We start from the raw sequence: 19,572 nt of genomic DNA on the forward strand, positions 1-19,572 counted from the left end.
TTCGAGGAGAAGGCACGGACCTGACGCAAGTTTCCCCAGTCCTGTCGTGCCGCAAAGCCTTTCGGCGTTGGGAAACCCAGCCTCAAGAGGCAGGGTTGTTCGGTATCAACGAGTTTTTCACAGCAAGGCCGATGTGTAAAAGGCAACACCGGATCGGTGCGGGCGACTTGAATACTGCGGCGAAAAATGCCTAGAATGCCCAAAAGAAAGACGTGCAATCTTTTTATGCAGTCTGGTGAAATTTGGGGCTTCGAGGATTGGTTTTGCAAGGGATGGGACGCCGATGTCGGAGGTGAGCACTGCGGCGCGGTTTACGTTTCGCGGGCGGATGGTGTGCGGAAGTTTCACCGAATTCGCGCTGCACCGCGCCCGGCGGCTGGATATCGAGATCGATGTCGGCGCCTGCGATGCGGATGCGGCCACCTTCCGCGTCCGGGGTCAGGACGACCTCGTCGATGCCTTCGAAATGGCCTGCAGCCTCGGGCCTGAAGATTGCATCGTCCTCGATGTCGAACGGAGTTGAGCGCATGAACGGGAGCGGCACATGAAACTGGAAGAGGGGTGGGTGCCGGTCGCCCTGTCGTCGTCGATCGAGGCGGGAACCTCGGCGGGCACCGTCGTCTTCGGCAGCGAGATCGTCGTCTGGCGCGACACCGGCGGCACGGCGCATGTCTGGGAGGATCGCTGCCCGCATCGCGGCATGCGCCTGTCGTTCGGCTTCGTGCGCGGCGACCACATCGCCTGTCTTTACCACGGCTGGCAGTACGACGCGGCCGGACAGTGTCGCTATATCCCGGCCCATCCGAAGCTCGACGTGCCGCAGACCATCAAGGTACCGCTCTACCGGGTCGCGGAAACATACGGCATCGTCTGGGCGACCGCCTCTGCGGATGCGCTTCTGCCGGATTTTGGGGCGGATAAAGGCTTCGCCCCGGTGCGTAGCATCTCGATCGACTGTGCAGCGTCCGCTGTCTTGGCGGTATTGGGGCTCGAAGGTCCCGCGGCGGTAATCACAGTGGATGGAGACACGCTGTTGGTGGCTGTGCAGGCGGTCATTTCTGAACGCACATGCGCCCATGTCGTCCTCCTCGGCGCGGAGCCCCATCCGGTCGCGCGGCAGAAGCATCATGCGCGCTGGGCGGAAGCGTTGCGCTTCCGGCTGGAAACCACGAGCGAGGTGGCCTGATGGCGCAGCCGACGCTCTACCATTACGAACTGGACGAGGCGAGCTATCGCGTCCGCCTGCTGCTGTCGTTGCTCCGGCGCGACGTCGATCCGGTCGCAGTCGATATGTTTCCCGGGCAGGAGCATGTGAAGCCGACCATGCTGGCGCTCAATCCGCAGGGCACGCTGCCGGTTCTCAAACACGACGGGCTTGTTCTGCACGGCACGGCAGCGATCCTGATGTATCTTGCCAAGGCCTACGACCCGGCGAGCCGCTTTCTGCCGGAGGCGCCGGCCGAATTCGGCGCCGTCGTTACTTGGCTCGGCTTTTCCGAAACCGCGCTCGCACCGGCGTTCCAGGCGCGGCTGAACGCGATGTTCGCAACTCCCGGCGATGCGGACGCCTTGCGTCGACGTGCACGCGCGGCATTCCGTACCATGGACGACCACATGACGATGCGGCATTTCGACGGGCAGGACTGGTTCTGTGGCGATGGGGCCACCCTTGCCGACATCGCCCTCTTTCCCTCTTTTGCCCTCAGCCGCGACTACGGCATCGATCATGACGCGTTCCCCGCCTTGCGCCGCTGGATACGCCGCGTCCGCGCGCTCGACGGCTTCATCACGATGCCGGGCATCCCGGATTATCATTAGGGCTGGACGATCGTGAGGATCGGCCGGTTCTGCGGGAGAAAAGACAGACAGACCAACCCGTCACGCTCATCTCAACCCGTTCCCGGAGATCGCCATGCAGCCTCTCACCCGCTTTTCTGTCCAGCCACTCTCCACAATGACGCGCAGACTTGCCGATGTCGCGTCCGGGCGCCGCGATCCCGATCTCGTCATCGGGGATGCGCGGGTGCTCTCCACGTATTCCGAGCGGATCCTGCCCGAGCGGGAGATCTGGATCTCGGGTGGACGCATCGCCGCCATCAAACCCGCGGGAAGTCACAAAGGCGCGGCGAGGCGTTACGATGCGCGGGGCGGCATTCTCGCGCCGGGGCTGGTCGATCCGCATATCCATATCGAATCCAGCATGGTCACGGCCTGCGCCTATGCCGAGGCGGCGCTTCTCAACGGCACGACGACGATCTTCTGCGACAGCCACGAGATCGGTAATGTCATGGACGTGGCGGGTGTGGAGGCGATGCTGGAGGATGCGCGCCATGCGCCCTTGTCGATCTTCCTCACCGTTCCGAGCACGGTTCCCGCCACTTCGCCCGAGCTTGAAACCGCCGGCGGCGACCTGACGCCGGGCAAGATCGCCGCGCTGTTCGATGCATGGCCGGAAGCTGTGGCCCTCGGCGAGAAGATGGATTTCGTGCCCGTCGCCATGGGCGACGAGCGCGCCCATGCCATCCTGGCGGCGGCGCTCTCGCGCGGCCGGCCGGTCTCCGGCCATGTCTATGGCCGCGAATTCGTCGCCGCCTATGCCGCCTCCGGTGTCACCGACACCCACGAAGCCATCGACCGGGAGATCGCCGACGACTTGCTGGAGGCCGGGTTATGGCTGTTCCTGCGCGGCGGCCCGCCGACCACCGCCTGGCACTCCCTGCCGCATGCGATCCGCGCTATCACCGAGCTTGGCGCGTCCCACAAACGCGTCGCCGTCTGCACCGACGACCGTGATGCCGACGACCTCCTGTACTTCGGGCTCGACTGGGTGGTGCGCGAAGCGGTGAAGGCCGGCATGACGCCCGAACAGGCCTGGTCGATGGGCTCGCTGCATGGCGCCACCCGCTTCGGCATGGACGGCGAGATCGGCGGCATGGGCGGCGGGCGCCGCGCCGACCTCGTGCTTCTGAGCGACGATCTCGCCCCGATCAGCACCTGGTATGGCGGCGAACTGGTGGTCGACCAGCGGTCGATCACCCCCGTGCTGGAGGAGACCCTGTCGCGCCCCTACCGCTATCCGGACGCCGCCTATAGCACCGTGAAACTGCCCAAGGGCCTGAAGCTCACGCCCGATCTGCCGACCGAGACGGTGATCGCCCACACGATCCGCACGGAACTGCCCGGCATCATGCTCGGCCATGTCCCCGTCGAACTCGAACCCGCCAACGACTGGCAGTCCCATTTCGACCGCCATGGCCTCTGCTTCGTCACCGTGGTGGAGCGGCACGGCAAATCGGACGGGAATGTCGGTCATGGCCTGCTCAGCAATTTCAGCCTCAAGCGTGGTGCGGTCGCCTCCTCGGTCGGCCATGACAGCCACAACATCATCGTCGCCGGTGCCAGCGAGGCCGACATGCAGGTGGCGCTGGACGCGATTGCGGCTGTGCAGGGCGGGGTCTGCGTCGTCATGGACGGGGTGGTGACCGCCATGGTGGAACTGCCGGTCGCGGGGCTTCTCTCCGATAAGCGTGTCCATGCGGTGGCGGAAGAGGTGAAACGTCTGAAAATAGAATGGGAAAAGGCCGGCTGCACCATTCCCTATATGGGTTTCAACCTCATTCCCTTGTCGGTCATTCCGGAAATCCGCATCACCGACAAGGGCAATGTACTGGTGCCGCAGATGGCGCTGCAGCCTCTGTTCGAGCCGGTCTAATGGACCCCTACCGGCTCGGCCTCGTCGCCATCCGTATCCATTATTTCCAGCTGGTGGCACGGCTGGGCTCGATGCGGCAAGCCGCCCAGATGCTCAATGTCGCGCCCTCCTCGGTCAGCCGCATCATCAAGCAGCTGGAAGAGGAACTCGGCCTGCCGCTGTTCGAGCGGGTGCGCCAGCGGCTGAAGTTGACGAGCGCCGGCGAGTTGATGCTCTACCACGCCCGCCAGAGCTTTTCCGAGCTCGACCGCGCCTGCAACGAGATCAACGAACTGCATGGCCTGCATCGGGGTACGGTGTCGGTGGCGATTATCGAAAGCGTGTCGCGCGGGCTGATGCCGGAGGCGCTCGAGGCCTTCTGGCGATCGCATCCCGGCATCGCCGTCGATGTGCGGGTGATGAGTTCTCAGCAGGTGGCCAATGCCGTGGCCGAAGGCGAATGCGATCTCGGCCTCGTCTTCGATATCCGGGTGCCGCGCAATGTGCGCCGTATCGGCATGGTGTCGCTGCCGCTCGGCGTGGTCACCCGGCCCAACCACCGGCTGGCCGGAAAGGCCGACCTGCGCATGTCCGACCTCGCCGGCGAGCGTGTGATCCTGTCGGATGCGAGCCTGACGCTCGGCGCCTGGGTGGAGGAGGCCTTCGGGCGCACCTTTGCCGAGTTGAACCAGCGCGCCCGCACCAATTCCATTGCGCTGATGACGGACCTTGCCAAGCGCGATCTCGGGCTCGTGCTCCAGACCCGCGTCGGCATCGAGCAGGATATTGCCGAGAGCACCCTGGGCTTCGTGCCGCTGCGCGATCCGAAGCTGTCGCTGCGCAAGCTCATGCTGCTTTCGCGCACCGAAAAGGAAATGTCGCCGGCCTCCTCTGCGCTCGGCCGCGTGCTCGGAGGACATCTCGACCGCCTGCGCGACGCCACCGGGGAAGCTGGGTGAGATGTTGCGTTGAGCGCACCGCTTCGTAACGAAATCAAGGACTATTCGGAACACCGCGTTCTTGCCACCCTACTCCTCTCGAAAGGATGCATCATGAAGCAATCGGCCGTCGATGCGGTGATCCGTGGGTTGAAGAAGGCGGGCGTCAGCATCGTCTGCTATCTGCCGGACTCGCTGTTCAAGGAACTCTACCCGGCGCTTGACGCCGACCCCGACATCCGCACCATCCGCGTCACCAACGAGGGCGAGGGCGCGGCCATCTGCGGCGGCGTATTCCTGTCGGGCAAGCGCGCCGCGCTGGTGATGGAAAATTCCGGCCTGCGCGCCGCCGTCGAACCGCTCGCCCGCATGGGTCTGGGAGCCGGCATTCCGGTCGTCATGCTCATGAGCTATCGCGGCGAGTTGGGCGAGAACAACTGGTGGGCGATCCCCCACGGCATCACCATGGAGCCGGTGCTTGACGCGCTGCGCATTCCCTTCCGCGTGGTGCGCGAGGAAGACGCCATCGAGCGGGCGATCGTCGATGCCTATCATTGGTCCTATGCCGGTTACTACCATTCGGCGATCGCGCTTGGCGGGGAGATCGTGCGATGAAGCGTTTCGACTGCATGACGGCGCTTGCCGCCCGGCTGAAGGACGAATTGGTAATCCTGTCGCTCGGCGGCAGCGTCGACGAGTGGTACAATGCCGCCCCGCACATGCGCACGGCGAGCCTGTTCCAGCAGCAGCTCGGCTGCGTCACGCCGCAGGCCTTCGGGCTCGCCGCCGGCCTGCCGCACCGGCGGGTGGTCTCGCTCGATACCGATGGTGGCATGATGTTCAACCTCGGCATTCTGGCGACCCTCGGCAACGAGCAGCCGAAGAACCTGTTCGTCGTCGTCTGGGACAACGAGTGCTACCAGTCGATCGGCGGCCCTCCGACTCACACGGCCTTCGGCCGCGTCGACATCGCCGCCATCGCGCGCGGCTGCGGCGTGGACAATGCGTTTACCGCCCGAACGGTGGAAGAATTCGACGCCCATTGCCAGGCCGGCCTGTCTTCCGACGTGCCCTATCTGGTCGTCGCCAAGGTGGCCGGCAGCGTGCAGCCGGACATCCGGCGCAAGCATAGCGACGGGCGTGAGGACAAGTATATCTTCGTGCGCCATGTGGAGGCCAGCGAAAGCGTGGTCATCATGGGGCCGAGCGAGCACAACTAGACCATGGCGCACCCGACCATCATGCTCGTCCGCACGCTTGCTCCCGCTTACGACTATATCGTCGTCGGCTCGGGTTCGGGCGGCTGTGCCGTGGCGCGCCGGCTGGTCGAGGGGTCGGATGCGACCGTGCTCCTGATCGAGGCCGGGCAGGCCGGTTTCGATGTCGCGGCGCTGGACGATCCCGCCGCCTGGGCGCCGCTGGGGCGTGGCACCTACGACTGGGGTTACGATTACGCGCCGACGGACCGGGTGAACGGGCGGACGATCGGCATTCCGCGCGGCAAGGTGCTGGGTGGCTCGTCGGCGATCAATGCCATGATGTGGTATCGCGGCCATCCGATGGACTACGACGCGTGGGAAGAGGCCGGATGCGAGGGTTGGTCCTTTGCCGAGGTGCTGCCCTTCTTCAAGCGCGCGGAGGACTGGGAGGACGGCGAGACAGCGCTGCGAGGCGCTGGAGGCCCCCTGCGCATCGAGCGCGGCGCGCCCGTTCATCCGGTCGCCGGCGCTATGCTGGGCGGCGCGGCGGAGCTCGGCATTCCGGTCATCGACGATCCGAACGGGCCTGATAACGAAGGGGCGGCGATCGCCAATTTCAATATTTCGGGCGGCAAGCGCTGGAGTTCGGCGACGGGCTATCTCCGGCCGATCCTTGCGCACCCGCGCCTGACGGTGCTGACCGGGTCGCTCGCGGTCCGTCTCGGCTTCGCGCACGGCCGCTGCGTCGGCGTTCATCATCTGGTCGAAGGGCGCCTGTGCGAGACGCGCGCCACCAAGCAGGTCGTACTCGCACTCGGCGCCATCGACACGCCGCGCCTCCTCATGCAATCGGGCATCGGCGATCCGGCGGAGCTCTCCCGGCTCGGCGTGGATGTCCTCGCCGCGCTGCCCGGCGTCGGGCGCAATTTGCAGGATCATCCGCTGGTCCAGTCCTGCGTGTTCCGGGCGAGGCAACCGCTGGGGCCGGTCGTCGGCAATGGCGGCGGGACCATGATCAACTGGAAATCGTCGGCCGCCCTGCCGCAGGCGGACCTTCATGCCTTTCCGATCCAGGGCAACGGTGCGGAGGCGCGCATTCGTGAGCTTCACGACCTCTCCGGCGAGGTCTTCTCCATCGGCTGCGGCCTGATGCGTTCCAAAAGCATCGGTCATCTGCGGTTGCTCGGTGCCGAGCCCGGCGCTCGGATGGAGATCCAGCCGAATTACCTGGCTGAACAGGCCGATCTCGATGCGCTGGTCATCTCGGTGGAAACCGTGTTGGACCTCGTGCAGACCCGCGCCTATGCCGACTGGTTCGGTGGCCATCTCGCGCCGATCCCAAGGCTCTCTCGCCGCGAGATCGTCGCTTATATCCGCAATGCCTGCTCGACCTTCTTCCACGTCTGCGGCACCTGCGCCATGGGCGCGGGCGAGATGGCGGTGACGGACGGCCGCCTGCGGGTGCGGGGCGTCGAGGGCCTGACCATCGCGGATGCCTCGGTGATCCCGATCATTCCCACCTGCAACACCCATGCACCGGTCACGATGATCGGCGAACGCGCGGCCGACTTTCTGCTGCGAGCGGCGTGAGACCCATGACTGACAGACCCTCAACCGGAACGGGACAGAGAATGGCAACGGACAAGCAGATCATCGCCGGCGACACGCTCCTGACCATGGACGCCGCAAACAGAGTGATTGCGGGTGGCGCCGTGTTGATCGAGGACGGCCGCATCCTGGCCGTAGGGCCGGTGGATACGTTGACAGCCGTCAACGCCCAGGTGCCGGTCAAGAGGATGACGAACTGCCTGCTGATGCCCGGCCTCGTCAATGCGCACGCCCATTCCGGATTTCTCCGCGGGACCGCCGAACATCTGCCGGTCTGGGACTGGCTGACCCTGCACATCAACCCCATGCACCGCATGCTGCGCCCGGAGGAAGCCGAGGCGGCTTCCTTTCTCTGCTACGCGGAATCCGTGCTCGGCGGCACGACGACAGTGGTCGACATGTGGCGCTTCATGGAGGGAAGTGCGCGTGCGGCGGAGATCGTCGGTAACCGGCTGGTGGCGGTTCCCTATGTCGGCGAACACCCGGATTACGACTATTTCGACACGCTCGATATGAATGAGGCTATGCTTCAGACATGGCACCGCAAGGCCGGCGGCCGCGTCAATGTCTGGGTCGGGCTGGAGCATCTGTTCTATGCGGACGAAGCCGGCCAGCAGCGCGCCATCGACCTTGCGAAACGCTACGATACCGGTTTCCACACCCATTGCAGCGAGGCACAGATCGAGCTTGCGGAATTCGACAGGCGTTATGGCAAGCGCCCGATGTTCGCCCTGAAGGAGCTCGGCTTCTTCGAGGCGCCGCGCACCATGATCGCCCACGGCGTCTGGCTCGATGCGTCCGAAATCGACCTGATCTCGAACCATGCCGTCTCCGTCGCCCACAATCCGGTGAGCAATATGAAGCTGGCAAGCGGCATCGCGCTGGTGGCCGATATGCTCGCCGCGGGCGTGCCGGTCGGCATCGGCACGGACGGCGAGAAGGAGAACAACAATTTCGATATGTTCGAGGAGATGAAGGTGACCTCCCTCCTCGGCAAGCTGAAAGACCTCGACGCCGCCGCGATGGACAGCTGGGACGTGCTGCGCATGGCGACGATCACTGGCGCGCGGGCCATTGGGCTTGACCACGAGATCGGATCGCTGGAAGCCGGCAAGCGCGCCGACCTGATCGCCGTGCGCACCGACACGCCGCGCATGACGCCGGTCTTTTCCGACGGTCCCTATTTCAACCTGCAGCACAATCTGGTCCACGCCGTGCGCGGCGGCGATGTCCGCCTGACCATGGTGGACGGCAGGATCCTGGCTGAGGACGGTGTGCTGAAAACCGCCGACCTCGACCACATCATCGCCGACATCCACCGCCTCGCTCCACCCCATTTCGCCCGCCGTGCAGCCTGGCTCGCGGAGAACAGCGAAGGCACGGCGCAGTGGACGAAAGCGGGGCAATGACGGGACCGGCCGCCGGTTGCGGAGCATTCCGAACACCGGCAAAGGGCAATGGAGCGAGACAGGTGGCAAAGACGACCGACAGTGCAGCGCTCGATGAATGGTATGCGGTCGAAACAGCGGCCGACATGGGGACCGCGCCCGTTTTCACCCGTCTGCTCGGGCAGGACATCATTGTGTCGCGCGGCGCCGATGGCGTCACCGTCCGCGAGGCGCCTGCCGGCCCGCCGCTGCCGGTGCGGGAGAAATACGGTTGCGTGTGGACGACGCTCGGCACGCCGCGTCGGGACATTTTCGATATTTCGGAGGCGCTGGAGACCGATCGCCGGTTCGTGCCCTGCGGCTGGGTGACAATGCGTGCCTCCGGCTTGCGGGTGGTGGAGAACTTTCTCGACATGGCGCATTTCCCCTTCGTCCATGCCGATATTCTGGGCGCCGAGCCGAACACGGAGGTGCCGAGCTACCTCAGCGAGATCCGCCGCGACGTGGACGAGGTGTGGGCGACCAACTGCACCTTCTTCCAGCCGCGCATCGCCGCCACCGAGAGCGAGGGTGGCTTCGTGCAGCTAACCTACCGGGTGCCGATGCCCTTCGTGGTCATGCTCTACCGCGTCTGTCCCACGGCCCCCGACCGGCTCGACGCCATCGCGTTGTTTATCCAGCCGATCGAGGAGGATCTCTGCCGGGCACAGCCGGTCATGTATCTGGTGGATACCGCTTCCACCCAGACCTCGCTTCTGCATTTCGAGCAGGTGATTTTCCTGCAGGACCGCATCATCGTAGAGAACCAGCGCCCGCTGCTCCTGCCGATGGAGCCCCGGCGGGAAATTCCGACCCGCGCCGATTCCTCCTCCATCGCTTATCGCCGCTGGCTGAAGGAAAAGGGCCTGCGCTTCGGCACCGTTGCCGGGGCAGGGTGACGATGGCCGATCGCCCGCACTCCCGTCCCCTCGAGGTCCTGCACCCGGCCAGCGTTCAGGACGCGCTCGACCTGCTTCATGGCGACGCGCGTCTCGTTGCCGGCGGCACGGCGCTGCAACTGGAGTGGGCGCGCGGCCTGCCCAAACCGGCACGGCTGATCGACCTCGGCCGCATTCCCGGCCTCAAGGGGATCACGGGGGATGCGGCAGGCCTGCGGATCGGGGCGTTGTCGCCGCTCGGCCTTCTTTGCTCCAGCGAGCGCGTGGCGCATCACCTGCCGATGCTGCAAGCCGCCGCCCGCACGGTGGCCGGGCCTGCGGTGCGCAACCTTGCCACGGTCGGCGGCAACATTGTCGCCCGCACCGGCTGCCTCCTGCCGGCGCTACTGGCGCTGGACGCGACGCTTGAGGTAACGGGCAGAGACGGGCGCTTGCGCGAGCCCCTGTCCGGCTGGCTTCGCCGCCCGGCCGATCCGGCCGAGGTGCTGGAGGCAGTACATCTGCCGGTGCCGGATCCACAGAGCCACTGGACGCAGCGCAAGATCGGCCTGCGCGCTGCCTTCACGCCCAGCGTCATCGGTATCGCGGGACGTTTCGATTGCCATGACGGCACCGTCGTCGCGGCGCGCCTCGCGGTCGGCGGCGGCATCGTCGTGCCGCGCAGGCTGTATGAGATCGAGCGGCGGCTCACAGGACAGGATGCCGCCGGGATCGACTGGCCGGCGCTGCGCTCCGCGCTGATCGCCGCGATCGATGCGCCGGACGATGCGTTCCGGTCGGGGCGGTACAGGCGGATGGTTGCGGCCAATGCGCTGGTGCAGGGCTTGCGGGATGCCGGACGGTCCCGCCCGGACGAGGGTCTGGTGCCCGAGAGATTGGCAGGACTGGGGACGCCGCGCACGTCAACGGAAATCCGCCTGACCCGAAAGGATCAGGCGCACCGCTGGCACGTCCGGCCCGATATGGAACCCAAGGTGTCTGGGACCCTGTCATACCTCACGGACCGGCGGGAGCCAGGCATGCTGGTCGGGCGGATTCTCAGGGCCGGTCGCCCGCATGCGCGCATCCTGTCGATCGATACCAGCGCGGCCGAGGCGCTGCCCGGCGTCGCGGCGGTCGTCACGCACCACGACATTCGCGGCGAGAATGCGTTCGGCATCGTGGTACAGGACCAGCCTGCCTTCTGCTTCGACAGGGTGCGCTATGTCGGCGATCCCGTGGCCGCCGTCGCGGCCGTCGATGCGGCGACGGCGGAGGCGGCGCTCGCGCTGATCCGGGTGGACTACGAAGACTTGCCCATCGTGACCGACCCCGAAGAGGCGCTGTCGGACGCAGCCCCGGCGATCCATGCGGGCGGCAACCTGCAGCGGATCCTGCATTTTTCGCGCGGCGACGTCGTGGCCGGGTTCGGGGCGGCGGCGCATGTCGTCGAGCGGCGCTACGAGACCTCGCGCCAGATGCATGGTTTCATGGAAACGGAAGGCGGCTTTGCGCGTGTCGAGCCGGACGGATCGCTCGCCGTCTTCGTTGGCGGCCAGCACGGCGCGCGCGACCGGCTGCAGCTAGCGCGCATTCTCGGGCGTCCGGAGGAAACGATCCGCGTCGTCACCAGCCCGACCGGCGGCGCTTTCGGCGGTAAGGACGAGCTGACGGTGCAGCCGGCGCTGGCCTTGCTGGCGATCAAATCCGGCAAGCCGGTGCGCCTCCAGCTTTCGCGGGCCGAGTCGGTAATATCCGGCATCAAGCGTCATCCGATGATCATCCGCATGCGCACCGCCTGCGACGCCTCCGGGCGCCTGATCGCGCAGGAGGTGGATCTGCTGGCCGATGCCGGCGCCTACGCCTCGCTCGGTCCCGGCGTGCTGGAAACCGCGCTTGAGCATGTGGCCGGTCCCTATGTGATCCCGCATGTTTCGACACGCGGGCGGCTTGCCTATACCAATAACGGTGTCTGCGGCGCCTTTCGCGGCTTCGGCGCCAACCAGATGACCTATGCGATCGAATGCCAGATGGATGCGCTGGCGGAGCTCTGCAGCCTGACGCCAGTAGAGATCCGCCGGCGGAACCTGCGCGCCCAAGGCTCACCCGGTTTTCTCGGCCAGACGGTTGCCCCGTCGGAGCGCCTCGCAGATATGCTGGAGGCCGCCGCCGCCAGCCCGCTTTGGGACGATCCCGGACCCGGAGATGGCGAGGAGGTAATCGGCACGGGCATGGCGCTGAACTATCAGGGCAATGGGCTCGGCTCGCTGGTGCCCGATCCGGCCGGCGGGCGCCTGCGCTTGCGCGCCGACGGGCTGATCGAGGCGGCCTACGGGCTGGACGAGATGGGGCAGGGGCTGCTTACCTCCGTTCAGGCGGCCGTGTCCGCCGAGCTCGGCTGCAGCCGCGACGATATCCTGCCCGTCACCGGCGACACGGCGCTTGCCCCCGATTCCGGCTCGACCAGCGCCTCGCGCGGCGGCTATGTCGTCTGGCGGGCGGCGCGGTTGGCGGGTCCGGCGTTTTCCACCCGGCTGACGGATGCCGCCGCCCGCCTGCTCGACCGGCGCGCCGATGGCCTGAAACTGGCACCCGGTGGCATCGCCGACCGGCACAGCAACAGTGGCCGGCTGCTGATGCGCTTCCGCGACCTGGCCGAGGCGCTCGTCCCCGACGCACGGCCGTCCGTCACGGTCGCCTTCGACTTTCCAAAGACGGAGTACACGGCCGGCAACGCCCGTTACATCTTCGCCTTCGGCGCCTGCATCGTGCGCGTGGCGGTGAGCCGGATCACGGGCGCGGTCCGCGTCCTCGATATCCACCAGCACACGGCCGCAGGCCCGGTTCTCGACGTCGCAGCCTATCTCGGGCAGATGGAGGGCGGGGCGATCCAGGGGCTGGGCTTCACCCTGGTCGAGGACGCGCGGATGCTGGACGGCTCTCACGTGACCGCCAATCTCGACAGTTATATGCTGCCCGGCATCCGCGATACGGCGCGCAGCATGTCGGTCTTCGCGCTGGAAGGCCTGGATGACGGCGACGGCCTCGGCCCGCGCGGTGCCGGCGAACTCGGGATCGGTGCGATCACCCCGGCCATCGCAAACGCCGTCGGAAAGGCCATCGGCCAGGTCGCGGGCAAGACCGCCGGCAAGACGCCGCTGACGGTCCCCTTCTGTCCGGAAGGCCTTCTGGACGCGATCGGAGCACGCGTATGAGCACCTTCGCCTTCCGCCTCAACGGCGAGATGCGGTCCATCGCCACGCCGGCCGAGACGCGGCTCTCGGAGATCCTGCGCGATCAGTACCTTCAGACGGCCACCAAGGTCGCCTGCGGCATCGGGCGCTGCGGCGCCTGCACGGTGATGATGAACGGTCAGGCCGTCAATGCCTGTCTCGTCATGGCCTGGCAGCTAGAGGGGGCCGACATCGTCTCGCCGGAAGGGCTCGACGCCTTCGAGACCGCCCGGATCGTCAAGGCGGCGCTCATCGAGGAGAACGCTTTCCAGTGCGGCTATTGCGCGCCCGGTTTCCTGATGGCGCTGACTGCGCTGTTCCTCAGCCACCGACAGGCGGGAGAGCCGGAGATTCTGTCGGCGCTGGAGGGCAATCTCTGTCGCTGCACCGGCTATCATTCCATCCTGCGCGGCGCGCTTTCCGCCGCCAACCGCCTGCGTCCCGGCGCAGCAAGCGAGACCGGAGATCCCCCATGACCCTTATTCTTCGCCCGTTCAAACCCGAAAGCGAGGGCGCCAAGGCCTTTCTGTCGACACCCCGCAAACGCCTGCTGATCGGCGGTACCTGGGTTGAGGCCTCCAGCGGCGCGACGTTTCCGACCTATGATCCTGCAACCGGCGAGCCTCTGGCGGAACTGAGCGAAGCGAATGCATCGGATGTGGACGCGGCCGTCTCGGCCGCGAGAGCCGCCTTCGAAAGCGACGCCTGGCGCGGCATGACGCCGTCGGCACGCGCAAAACTGCTCTGGCGCATCGCCGATCTGATCGAGGCGAATGCGGATGCGCTGTCGGAGCTTGAAACGCTCGACCAAGGCAAATCGCTGAAGACCGGCCGTTTCGGTGAAATCCCGGCCTCGGCCGAACAGTTCCGCTATTTCGCGGGCTTTGCCACGAAAATCCTCGGCACCACCATTCCCACCTCGGTTGCCTACCAGCCGCCGGGCAAGAAGATCTTCGCCTATACGACACGCGAGCCGATCGGCGTGATAGCCGCCATCACGCCGTGGAATTCGCCGCTGCTGATGGCGGCGATGAAGCTCGCGCCAGCCCTTGCCGCCGGTTGCACCGTGGTTCTGAAGCCGGCTGAGGAAACCTCGCTCACGGCTCTTCGCCTCGGCGAACTGATGATCGAGGCCGGACTGCCGTCCGGCGTCGTCAACATTGTCACCGGTTCCGGGGAGGTCGCGGGCGCAGCGCTCGCCGCCCATCCGGACGTCGACAAGGTGGCCTTCACCGGCTCGACCGAAGTCGGCAAGCTGATCGTGGGGGCCGCGCGCGGCAATCTGAAAAAGCTCACGCTGGAACTGGGCGGCAAATCGCCGGCCATCGTCTTGGCTGACGCCGACATGGACCTCGCCGTTCCCGGCATCGCCCGCGGCATCTTCGCCAATGCCGGGCAGGTCTGTGTCGCCGGCTCGCGCGTCTATGCCCACCGCGCGGTCTACGACCGGTTGGTCCAAGGGCTGGCGCGGGAGGCAGGCAGGCTGCGTCTTGGCCACGGCCTCGACCCCGAGACCGACCTCGGGCCGCTGGTCAACCGGAAGCAGGCCGACCGGGTCGCGCGCTATGTTCGCGGCGGTGTGTCCGACGGAGCGGAGATCGTCGCAGGCGGGGTGCAGGACGGCGAGCAGCAGACCTTCTATGCGCCGACCGTCGTCACCGGCGTGCGTCCGGATATGGCCCTGATGCGCGAGGAAATTTTTGGTCCCGTTGTCGCCGTTACACCGTTCGATGAGGCAGGTGAGGCGCTCGCCTTCGCCAACGACACCCCCTATGGCCTTGCCGCCAGCGTCTGGACCGCCGACCTCAGTACCGCCCACCGCCTGTCGGCCGCCATTCGCGCCGGCACGGTCTGGATCAACTGCCACTCCTATTTCTCCCCAGAACTGCCCAAGGGCGGCCACAAGCAATCCGGCTGGGGCTATGAGAACGGCGCGCCGGGGCTGGAGAATTATCTCGAGACAAAAACGGTGTGTGCGGTGGTGTGATACCAACGGACCGGAGCTTTGGGCCTAGGGCAGGTTCGAGTGGTTATCGATTTGACGGCCGCGGGTCGTTTGCAAAGACGTTCCAGGTTTGGCAGCAGATATCGATGATCGGGGTCTGATCCCTTCAGGAGCGTCACCTTTCAGATGCAAGCGAGAAGGATGACTGAGACGAGGATCAAACCCGATCCGGAATGCCGATCTGGCCTGCGGCCGATTTTTCGGACACGAGGTTAAGCTAATCCGACCTTGGTTTCCAAATCATTTGGGCTGAGATAGCCCAGTGTCGAGTGGCGGCGCTTCGGATTGTAGAAGCGCTCGATGTAATCGAACACATCTGCTCTGGCGTCGTTCCTGCTCCTGTAGACCTTGCGAGCTGTTCTCTCCGTTTTCAGTGACGAGAAGAAGCTCTCCATCGCTGCGTTGTCCCAGACATTTCCAGAGCGGCTCATCGAGCAGGTGATGCCATGATCGCCCATGAGGCGCTGGAACTGCTCGCTTGTATATTGGCTTCCCTGATCGGAATGATGCAGGAGCGCATCTGGTTTTCGTCGACGCCAGATCGCCATGATCAGCGCATCTGTGACGAGCTGGGCCGTCATGTTGGCATTCATCGACCAGCCGACGACACGGCGTGAGAACAGGTCAATAACAGCGGCGACATACAGCCAGCCTTCTGCGGTCCAGAGTGGAGTAAGAAGCGCAGATGCGCTTCTCCTCCCCGAACCGTACGTGCACCTTTCAGCGCATACGGCTCTCCGTTCAAGCTTGGCCCATGGCCATAGCAACGTCATGGTAGTGAGACGTGACGGTACTGCGGTTCTCGATCCGGAAGATGTATGGGTTTTCCTCCGGATTGCGCCACCGGAATTGCGCCTTGGGGCTTGAGATAAGCCGGTGTAGCGCTTTTCCGACGGGTTTACCGCGTTCATTTCGACCAAACATGAGCCAGGTTTTCGCCTTGCCCGGTTCCGGGACCCTGACCCATTTCCGCATCAAGGGTTTGATGCGGGATCGGTACTTGTGTCCCAGCCAATGCGCCATTTTCCAGAACACAACATGGTCGATGCGCCGGAAGACGTACGCCGTGAAGTCGGTGAACTTGTAGAACGCCGCCCATCCCACCAATTGGCGGTTCAGGCTGGAGATCATGTCGACCGTGCTGACACTATGATTGCCGGAAAGGGTTTCGGTAAGTCTGCGAACAAACCCCTTGGCCTTTTCCTTGGGTATCGTCGTGACGACGGACATCCGTCCGTGTGCCCCTCGCTTGCGAATGATCCGGTGTCCCAGAAAGACGAAGCCGTCATTGACGTGTGTCACATGGGTCTTTTCCATGTTCAGCGCCAACTTCAACTCACCTTCCAGAAACGCCCGGCATTCCTCGCGGATTTCCTCTGCCTGAGCCCTGGTTCCTTTTACGATCACGACGAAGTCGTCAGCGTATCGGCAATAGGCAACGGCCGGTTTCCATTGCCGGTTCTCGCGAACCGTGATGGGGCGGCCCTGCTTGATGCCGAAGTTCCATGCCCATCGGTCCTTGCGAGCCTTGTCGCTCAAATATTTCGCCTCCAACCAGGCATCAAACTCGTGGAGCATGATGTTGGACAGGAGCGGTGACAGAACGCCGCCTTGCGGGACACCCTCGCTTGAGGCCGTAAACAGGCCACGGTCGATGTGGCCTGCCTTTAGGAACCGATAGAGAAGATCAACGAACCGTCCGTCCAGCACCCTTCGCCGCACGCATTTCAGAAGCAGCCGGTGATGGACCGTGTCGAAGTAGCTGGCCAGATCACCTTCGATGATCCAGCGGCCCCTCGTCGTGTCGGCACCATCCTGAAGCTGTATCCTCACGGTGCGGACGGCATGATGCACGCTCCGTTCCGGCCGGAAGCCATAGGATAAACGATGGAAATCGCTCTCCCAGATTGGCTCCATGGCCATCAGCATGGCGCGTTGGACAATGCGATCCGTCAGGGTCGGAATACCCAGTGGTCTTAGCTTGCCGTTGGGTTTCGGGATATAGATGCGCTTGACCGGCTGGGGGCAATAAGTCTCCTCCAGCAGGCTTGCCCGCAGGTCGTCCAGATGCTGATCCAGTTTGACCTGCAGTTTTTGCTTGTCCATTCCGTCGATACCCGGCGTTCGTGCGCCGCTTGACGCCAGAACCATCCGAGCGGCCTCGGCAAGCCATTCCCGATTGGCAATCAACCGAAGAAGACGATCAAACCGTCGGTTTGGCTCGCTCTCGGCCCATGTTGCGAGCTTGTGCTGCATTTCGCTGATTATCAAAGGTCTTCACCTCGCTTGGTCAGATAGTTTGCACTTCAAGCAGTTTGAACTGTTCCCCTTCGCCATGTGATGGGCTTTCCCCATCCCGGACTACTACGGGAACTCCGCCAACATGATGGACATCAGGGTCAACTCCCTTGCGACGCAATACTTCGTTGTCATTCCATCATGCCTTCCCTCGTTCATATGATGGACGTCAGCGTATTGGTGAGGTTGCCGGTCGCAGTCTTTTCCCTTGCGTTCCGCAAGTCGATGCCGATGTCATGGTCTGGCTGCATTCTCCCCATGACCCCATACGGGCGACATACATCTACGACCGTATTCGGATGCCGCCGACTTACGTGTCCGGCAGCTTCATCAGCATTTCGCCTGTTAAGCCGTGTAGGCGAAGGCGACCTTTCAGCCCTCAGATGCGGGTTAACCGGTTCGTGTTCCTCAACCTTCCAATACTTCAGCCTCGGGAACCATCTTGGCGTAACGGCTTCGCCTCAATCCCCTTTACCTGCGGGCTACGTCACCCTGCCAGTTGACGGCAGGTCACCGCCGCTTGGGCTCATGCCCCCTCGCAGCAGGGAGCAGGCAAGTCTTCACATCCTCCTTTCTCTTTGCATTCCAGTCATATGCCTCCCCGATTGGGGCGAGGCGCACTGTAGGTCAGGTCCATCGCCCAGACCTGGTTAGGCCGGGTGACCGCCAGCTTGCGCAGGAGGTAGGGATAGATTTTGTGCCCAGGCGCTGGTTTTGAGGTGTTTGGGCGGCGATAGATCGCCTCGATGCCCATCTTCTTCATCAGCGTGGCGACGTGCAGCCGCCCAGTCTCCAGCCCTTCTCCCTTCAAGAGCCCTTGCAACATCCGACTTCCGGCAAATGGGTAGTCGAGATGCAACTCGTCAATCCCCGAGCGAATGCGCAGCATTCGTCCGCCGGCGCATCAGAGCCAGATCGCCGTCAGACACCGGACGCGGCGAATAATAGACACTGCCCCGGCTGAAGCCGAGAAGCTTCGCCTGGCGCACGACGGGTAGCTCATGCTGGCGGTCGATCATTTTTTTCCGCCCAGCAATCCCGCCTTGCCGAGCGCTCCGGCTAAAAAATCGTTCTCCAGCGTCAACTCCCCGATTTTGGCGTGCAGTGTTTTGACATCGACGGTTGGACCCGCCGGTTCCGTCTTCGATTCATCGCCGAAAACGCCTGTCGCTCCCTCAAGGAGCTGGTCTTTCCACTGTTTGATCTGGTTGGCATGCACGTCGAACTGCTGGGATAATTCCACCAGCGTCTGCTCGCCTCGGATGGCGGCGAGCGCCACCTTCGCCTTGAAAGCCGGGCTGTGGTTCCGGCGCGATCGTCTCGTCATGGTATCTCCTGTTCCCGGCATCTAAGCCGAAGTCAGGCAGAAATTCCACTTATCCACGCTGTGCAGATTTCCCGAGCCACCTCTGCTTACAAAGAAACCGCTCGATCTCCGCCTTCCAAACGCCCGTCTTCGGCAAAGGCTGCCGCTCGCGCTCGTAGGAGAAGTCGGTCTCGTCGCTGCGCAATATCTTGCGGACCGTGTTGCGGGAAACATGCAGTTCACGGGCGATCTTCTTCATCGACCAACCTTGAACATGAAAGGCCCGCCGGACGCGCGCAATCGTATCCACTCGCTTCAACTCCCTCTCCATCCGCCGTCAAAAGACGGATGGTCAGATAAATCCGAAGGGGGTCAAAATTGGACGCCGATTACCCCGCTAATGGGGTCAATTTTGCACGCCGGAACACAGATTCCGGCTTTGTTGGCATCCGATGCCTCAGAAACTGCCTGCGCGTCACGATAGAGCTGCTTCTCAGAAGGGTCTTGACCAGTGTCTACTTCCTCGCGATAGACCTGTTCCGGCTGAGCGGTTTTCGCCTTCCCCGGATCCTCGATCCGAAACACCGCCGTTCCCTCGAAGTATCCTGTCTGCCAGGCGATGATCGCATCATTGAATACCTGTGGCAGCACCTCCTTCGCCGTCGGGTCGCCATACCAATTCATGACAATCCGCCAGACTTTGGCGAACAGCGCGGTGCCCATGCGGAGATTTTCACAAGCTTCGACAAGGTCCGATTTCAGCGCTCCGGCCTCCATGATGCCGAGAGCCACAGCTGCAGCTCCGCCCTGCTTCTTTCCGCCACACGCCCTCGGCTGTTCAGCCGGAACAAAACGAAATGCGCGCTGGAGCTAAAGTCGTGGAGCGCCCCACACCCGGCTTTCTCCAGATCACGGATCAGGCTAAGGACTGATACCAATGGATAGAAATCAGACTACAGGCTGCTATCACAAGAACCGTATGCAGCTTA

Annotated in this window: 15 protein-coding genes and 3 pseudogenes; 13 read left to right on the forward strand and 5 right to left on the reverse strand. The window is 64.2% G+C overall.

Annotated features, from left to right (window positions below):
- The first annotated feature begins 283 nt into the window (after positions 1 to 283).
- From GA0004734_RS22650 to GA0004734_RS22710, 13 genes are all read left to right on the forward strand, one after another.
- The gene (locus GA0004734_RS22650) at positions 284 to 523 is read left to right on the forward strand and encodes a hypothetical protein (RefSeq protein ID WP_245292587.1); all 240 of its coding nucleotides are present in this window, start codon (positions 284 to 286) and stop codon (positions 521 to 523) included.
- Positions 524 to 544: 21 nt separating this feature from the next.
- Positions 545 to 1,186: a Rieske (2Fe-2S) protein gene (locus GA0004734_RS22655; protein ID WP_092938056.1), complete on the forward strand. Its 642-nt coding sequence runs from the start codon at positions 545 to 547 to the stop codon at positions 1,184 to 1,186.
- A complete protein-coding gene (locus tag GA0004734_RS22660; RefSeq protein WP_092938058.1) occupies positions 1,186 to 1,818 on the forward strand; it encodes a glutathione S-transferase family protein in 633 nt (210 codons plus the stop codon). The genes GA0004734_RS22655 and GA0004734_RS22660 overlap by 1 nt, the downstream gene beginning before the upstream one ends.
- Positions 1,819 to 1,912: 94 nt before the next feature.
- Positions 1,913 to 3,712, forward strand: coding sequence for an adenine deaminase C-terminal domain-containing protein (locus GA0004734_RS22665; RefSeq protein WP_092938060.1), 1,800 nt, complete (start codon positions 1,913 to 1,915; stop codon positions 3,710 to 3,712).
- A complete protein-coding gene (locus tag GA0004734_RS22670; protein ID WP_092938062.1) occupies positions 3,712 to 4,650 on the forward strand; it encodes a LysR family transcriptional regulator in 939 nt (312 codons plus the stop codon). Before GA0004734_RS22665 ends, GA0004734_RS22670 begins: the two co-directional genes overlap by 1 nt.
- 93 nt (positions 4,651 to 4,743) lie before the next feature.
- Entirely contained in the window at positions 4,744 to 5,244 is a 501-nt protein-coding gene (locus GA0004734_RS22675; protein ID WP_092938332.1) for a thiamine pyrophosphate-binding protein, read from the forward strand.
- The gene (locus GA0004734_RS22680; protein ID WP_092938064.1) at positions 5,241 to 5,849 is read left to right on the forward strand and encodes a thiamine pyrophosphate-dependent enzyme; all 609 of its coding nucleotides are present in this window, start codon (positions 5,241 to 5,243) and stop codon (positions 5,847 to 5,849) included. The genes GA0004734_RS22675 and GA0004734_RS22680 overlap by 4 nt, the downstream gene beginning before the upstream one ends.
- Before the next feature lie 3 nt (positions 5,850 to 5,852).
- A complete protein-coding gene (locus GA0004734_RS22685) occupies positions 5,853 to 7,418 on the forward strand; it encodes a GMC family oxidoreductase (RefSeq protein WP_245292588.1) in 1,566 nt (521 codons plus the stop codon).
- 41 nt (positions 7,419 to 7,459) lie between these two features.
- Positions 7,460 to 8,845, forward strand: a complete 1,386-nt coding sequence (locus tag GA0004734_RS22690) for an amidohydrolase family protein (protein WP_092938066.1) — start codon at positions 7,460 to 7,462, stop codon at positions 8,843 to 8,845.
- 125 nt (positions 8,846 to 8,970) lie between these two features.
- Positions 8,971 to 9,762: a (2Fe-2S)-binding protein gene (locus tag GA0004734_RS22695; protein ID WP_092938336.1), complete on the forward strand. Its 792-nt coding sequence runs from the start codon at positions 8,971 to 8,973 to the stop codon at positions 9,760 to 9,762.
- Between the two features lie 2 nt (positions 9,763 to 9,764).
- Positions 9,765 to 12,956, forward strand: a complete 3,192-nt coding sequence (locus GA0004734_RS22700; protein ID WP_092938338.1) for a molybdopterin cofactor-binding domain-containing protein — start codon at positions 9,765 to 9,767, stop codon at positions 12,954 to 12,956.
- Complete coding sequence (locus GA0004734_RS22705; protein WP_092938068.1) at positions 12,953 to 13,450, forward strand: (2Fe-2S)-binding protein; 498 nt, start codon at positions 12,953 to 12,955, stop codon at positions 13,448 to 13,450. Before GA0004734_RS22700 ends, GA0004734_RS22705 begins: the two co-directional genes overlap by 4 nt.
- A complete protein-coding gene (locus tag GA0004734_RS22710) occupies positions 13,447 to 14,961 on the forward strand; it encodes an aldehyde dehydrogenase family protein (protein WP_092938070.1) in 1,515 nt (504 codons plus the stop codon). The genes GA0004734_RS22705 and GA0004734_RS22710 overlap by 4 nt, the downstream gene beginning before the upstream one ends.
- 230 nt (positions 14,962 to 15,191) lie before the next feature.
- Here the strand turns inward: GA0004734_RS22710 and GA0004734_RS22715 are convergent.
- From GA0004734_RS22715 to GA0004734_RS22740, 5 genes and pseudogenes are all read right to left on the reverse strand, one after another.
- A pseudogene (locus tag GA0004734_RS22715) lies at positions 15,192 to 15,647 on the reverse strand (IS3 family transposase); the annotation flags it as partial.
- A 73-nt stretch (positions 15,648 to 15,720) separates the two neighbouring features.
- Positions 15,721 to 17,250: a group II intron reverse transcriptase/maturase gene (ltrA, locus tag GA0004734_RS22720; RefSeq protein ID WP_175386632.1), complete on the reverse strand. Its 1,530-nt coding sequence runs from the start codon at positions 17,248 to 17,250 to the stop codon at positions 15,721 to 15,723.
- 649 nt (positions 17,251 to 17,899) lie between these two features.
- A pseudogene (locus GA0004734_RS22730) lies at positions 17,900 to 18,604 on the reverse strand (IS3 family transposase); the annotation flags it as partial.
- Between the two features lie 91 nt (positions 18,605 to 18,695).
- Positions 18,696 to 18,902 (reverse strand): annotated as a pseudogene (locus tag GA0004734_RS22735) (helix-turn-helix domain-containing protein); the annotation flags it as partial.
- Between the two features lie 53 nt (positions 18,903 to 18,955).
- On the reverse strand, positions 18,956 to 19,375 hold the full coding sequence (locus GA0004734_RS22740) for a hypothetical protein (protein WP_348626111.1): 420 nt from the start codon (positions 19,373 to 19,375) through the stop codon (positions 18,956 to 18,958).
- Between the last annotated feature and the right edge of the window lie 197 nt (positions 19,376 to 19,572).

This window comes from Rhizobium sp. 9140, from assembly GCF_900067135.1.
Taxonomy (GTDB): Bacteria; Pseudomonadota; Alphaproteobacteria; order Rhizobiales; family Rhizobiaceae; genus Ferranicluibacter.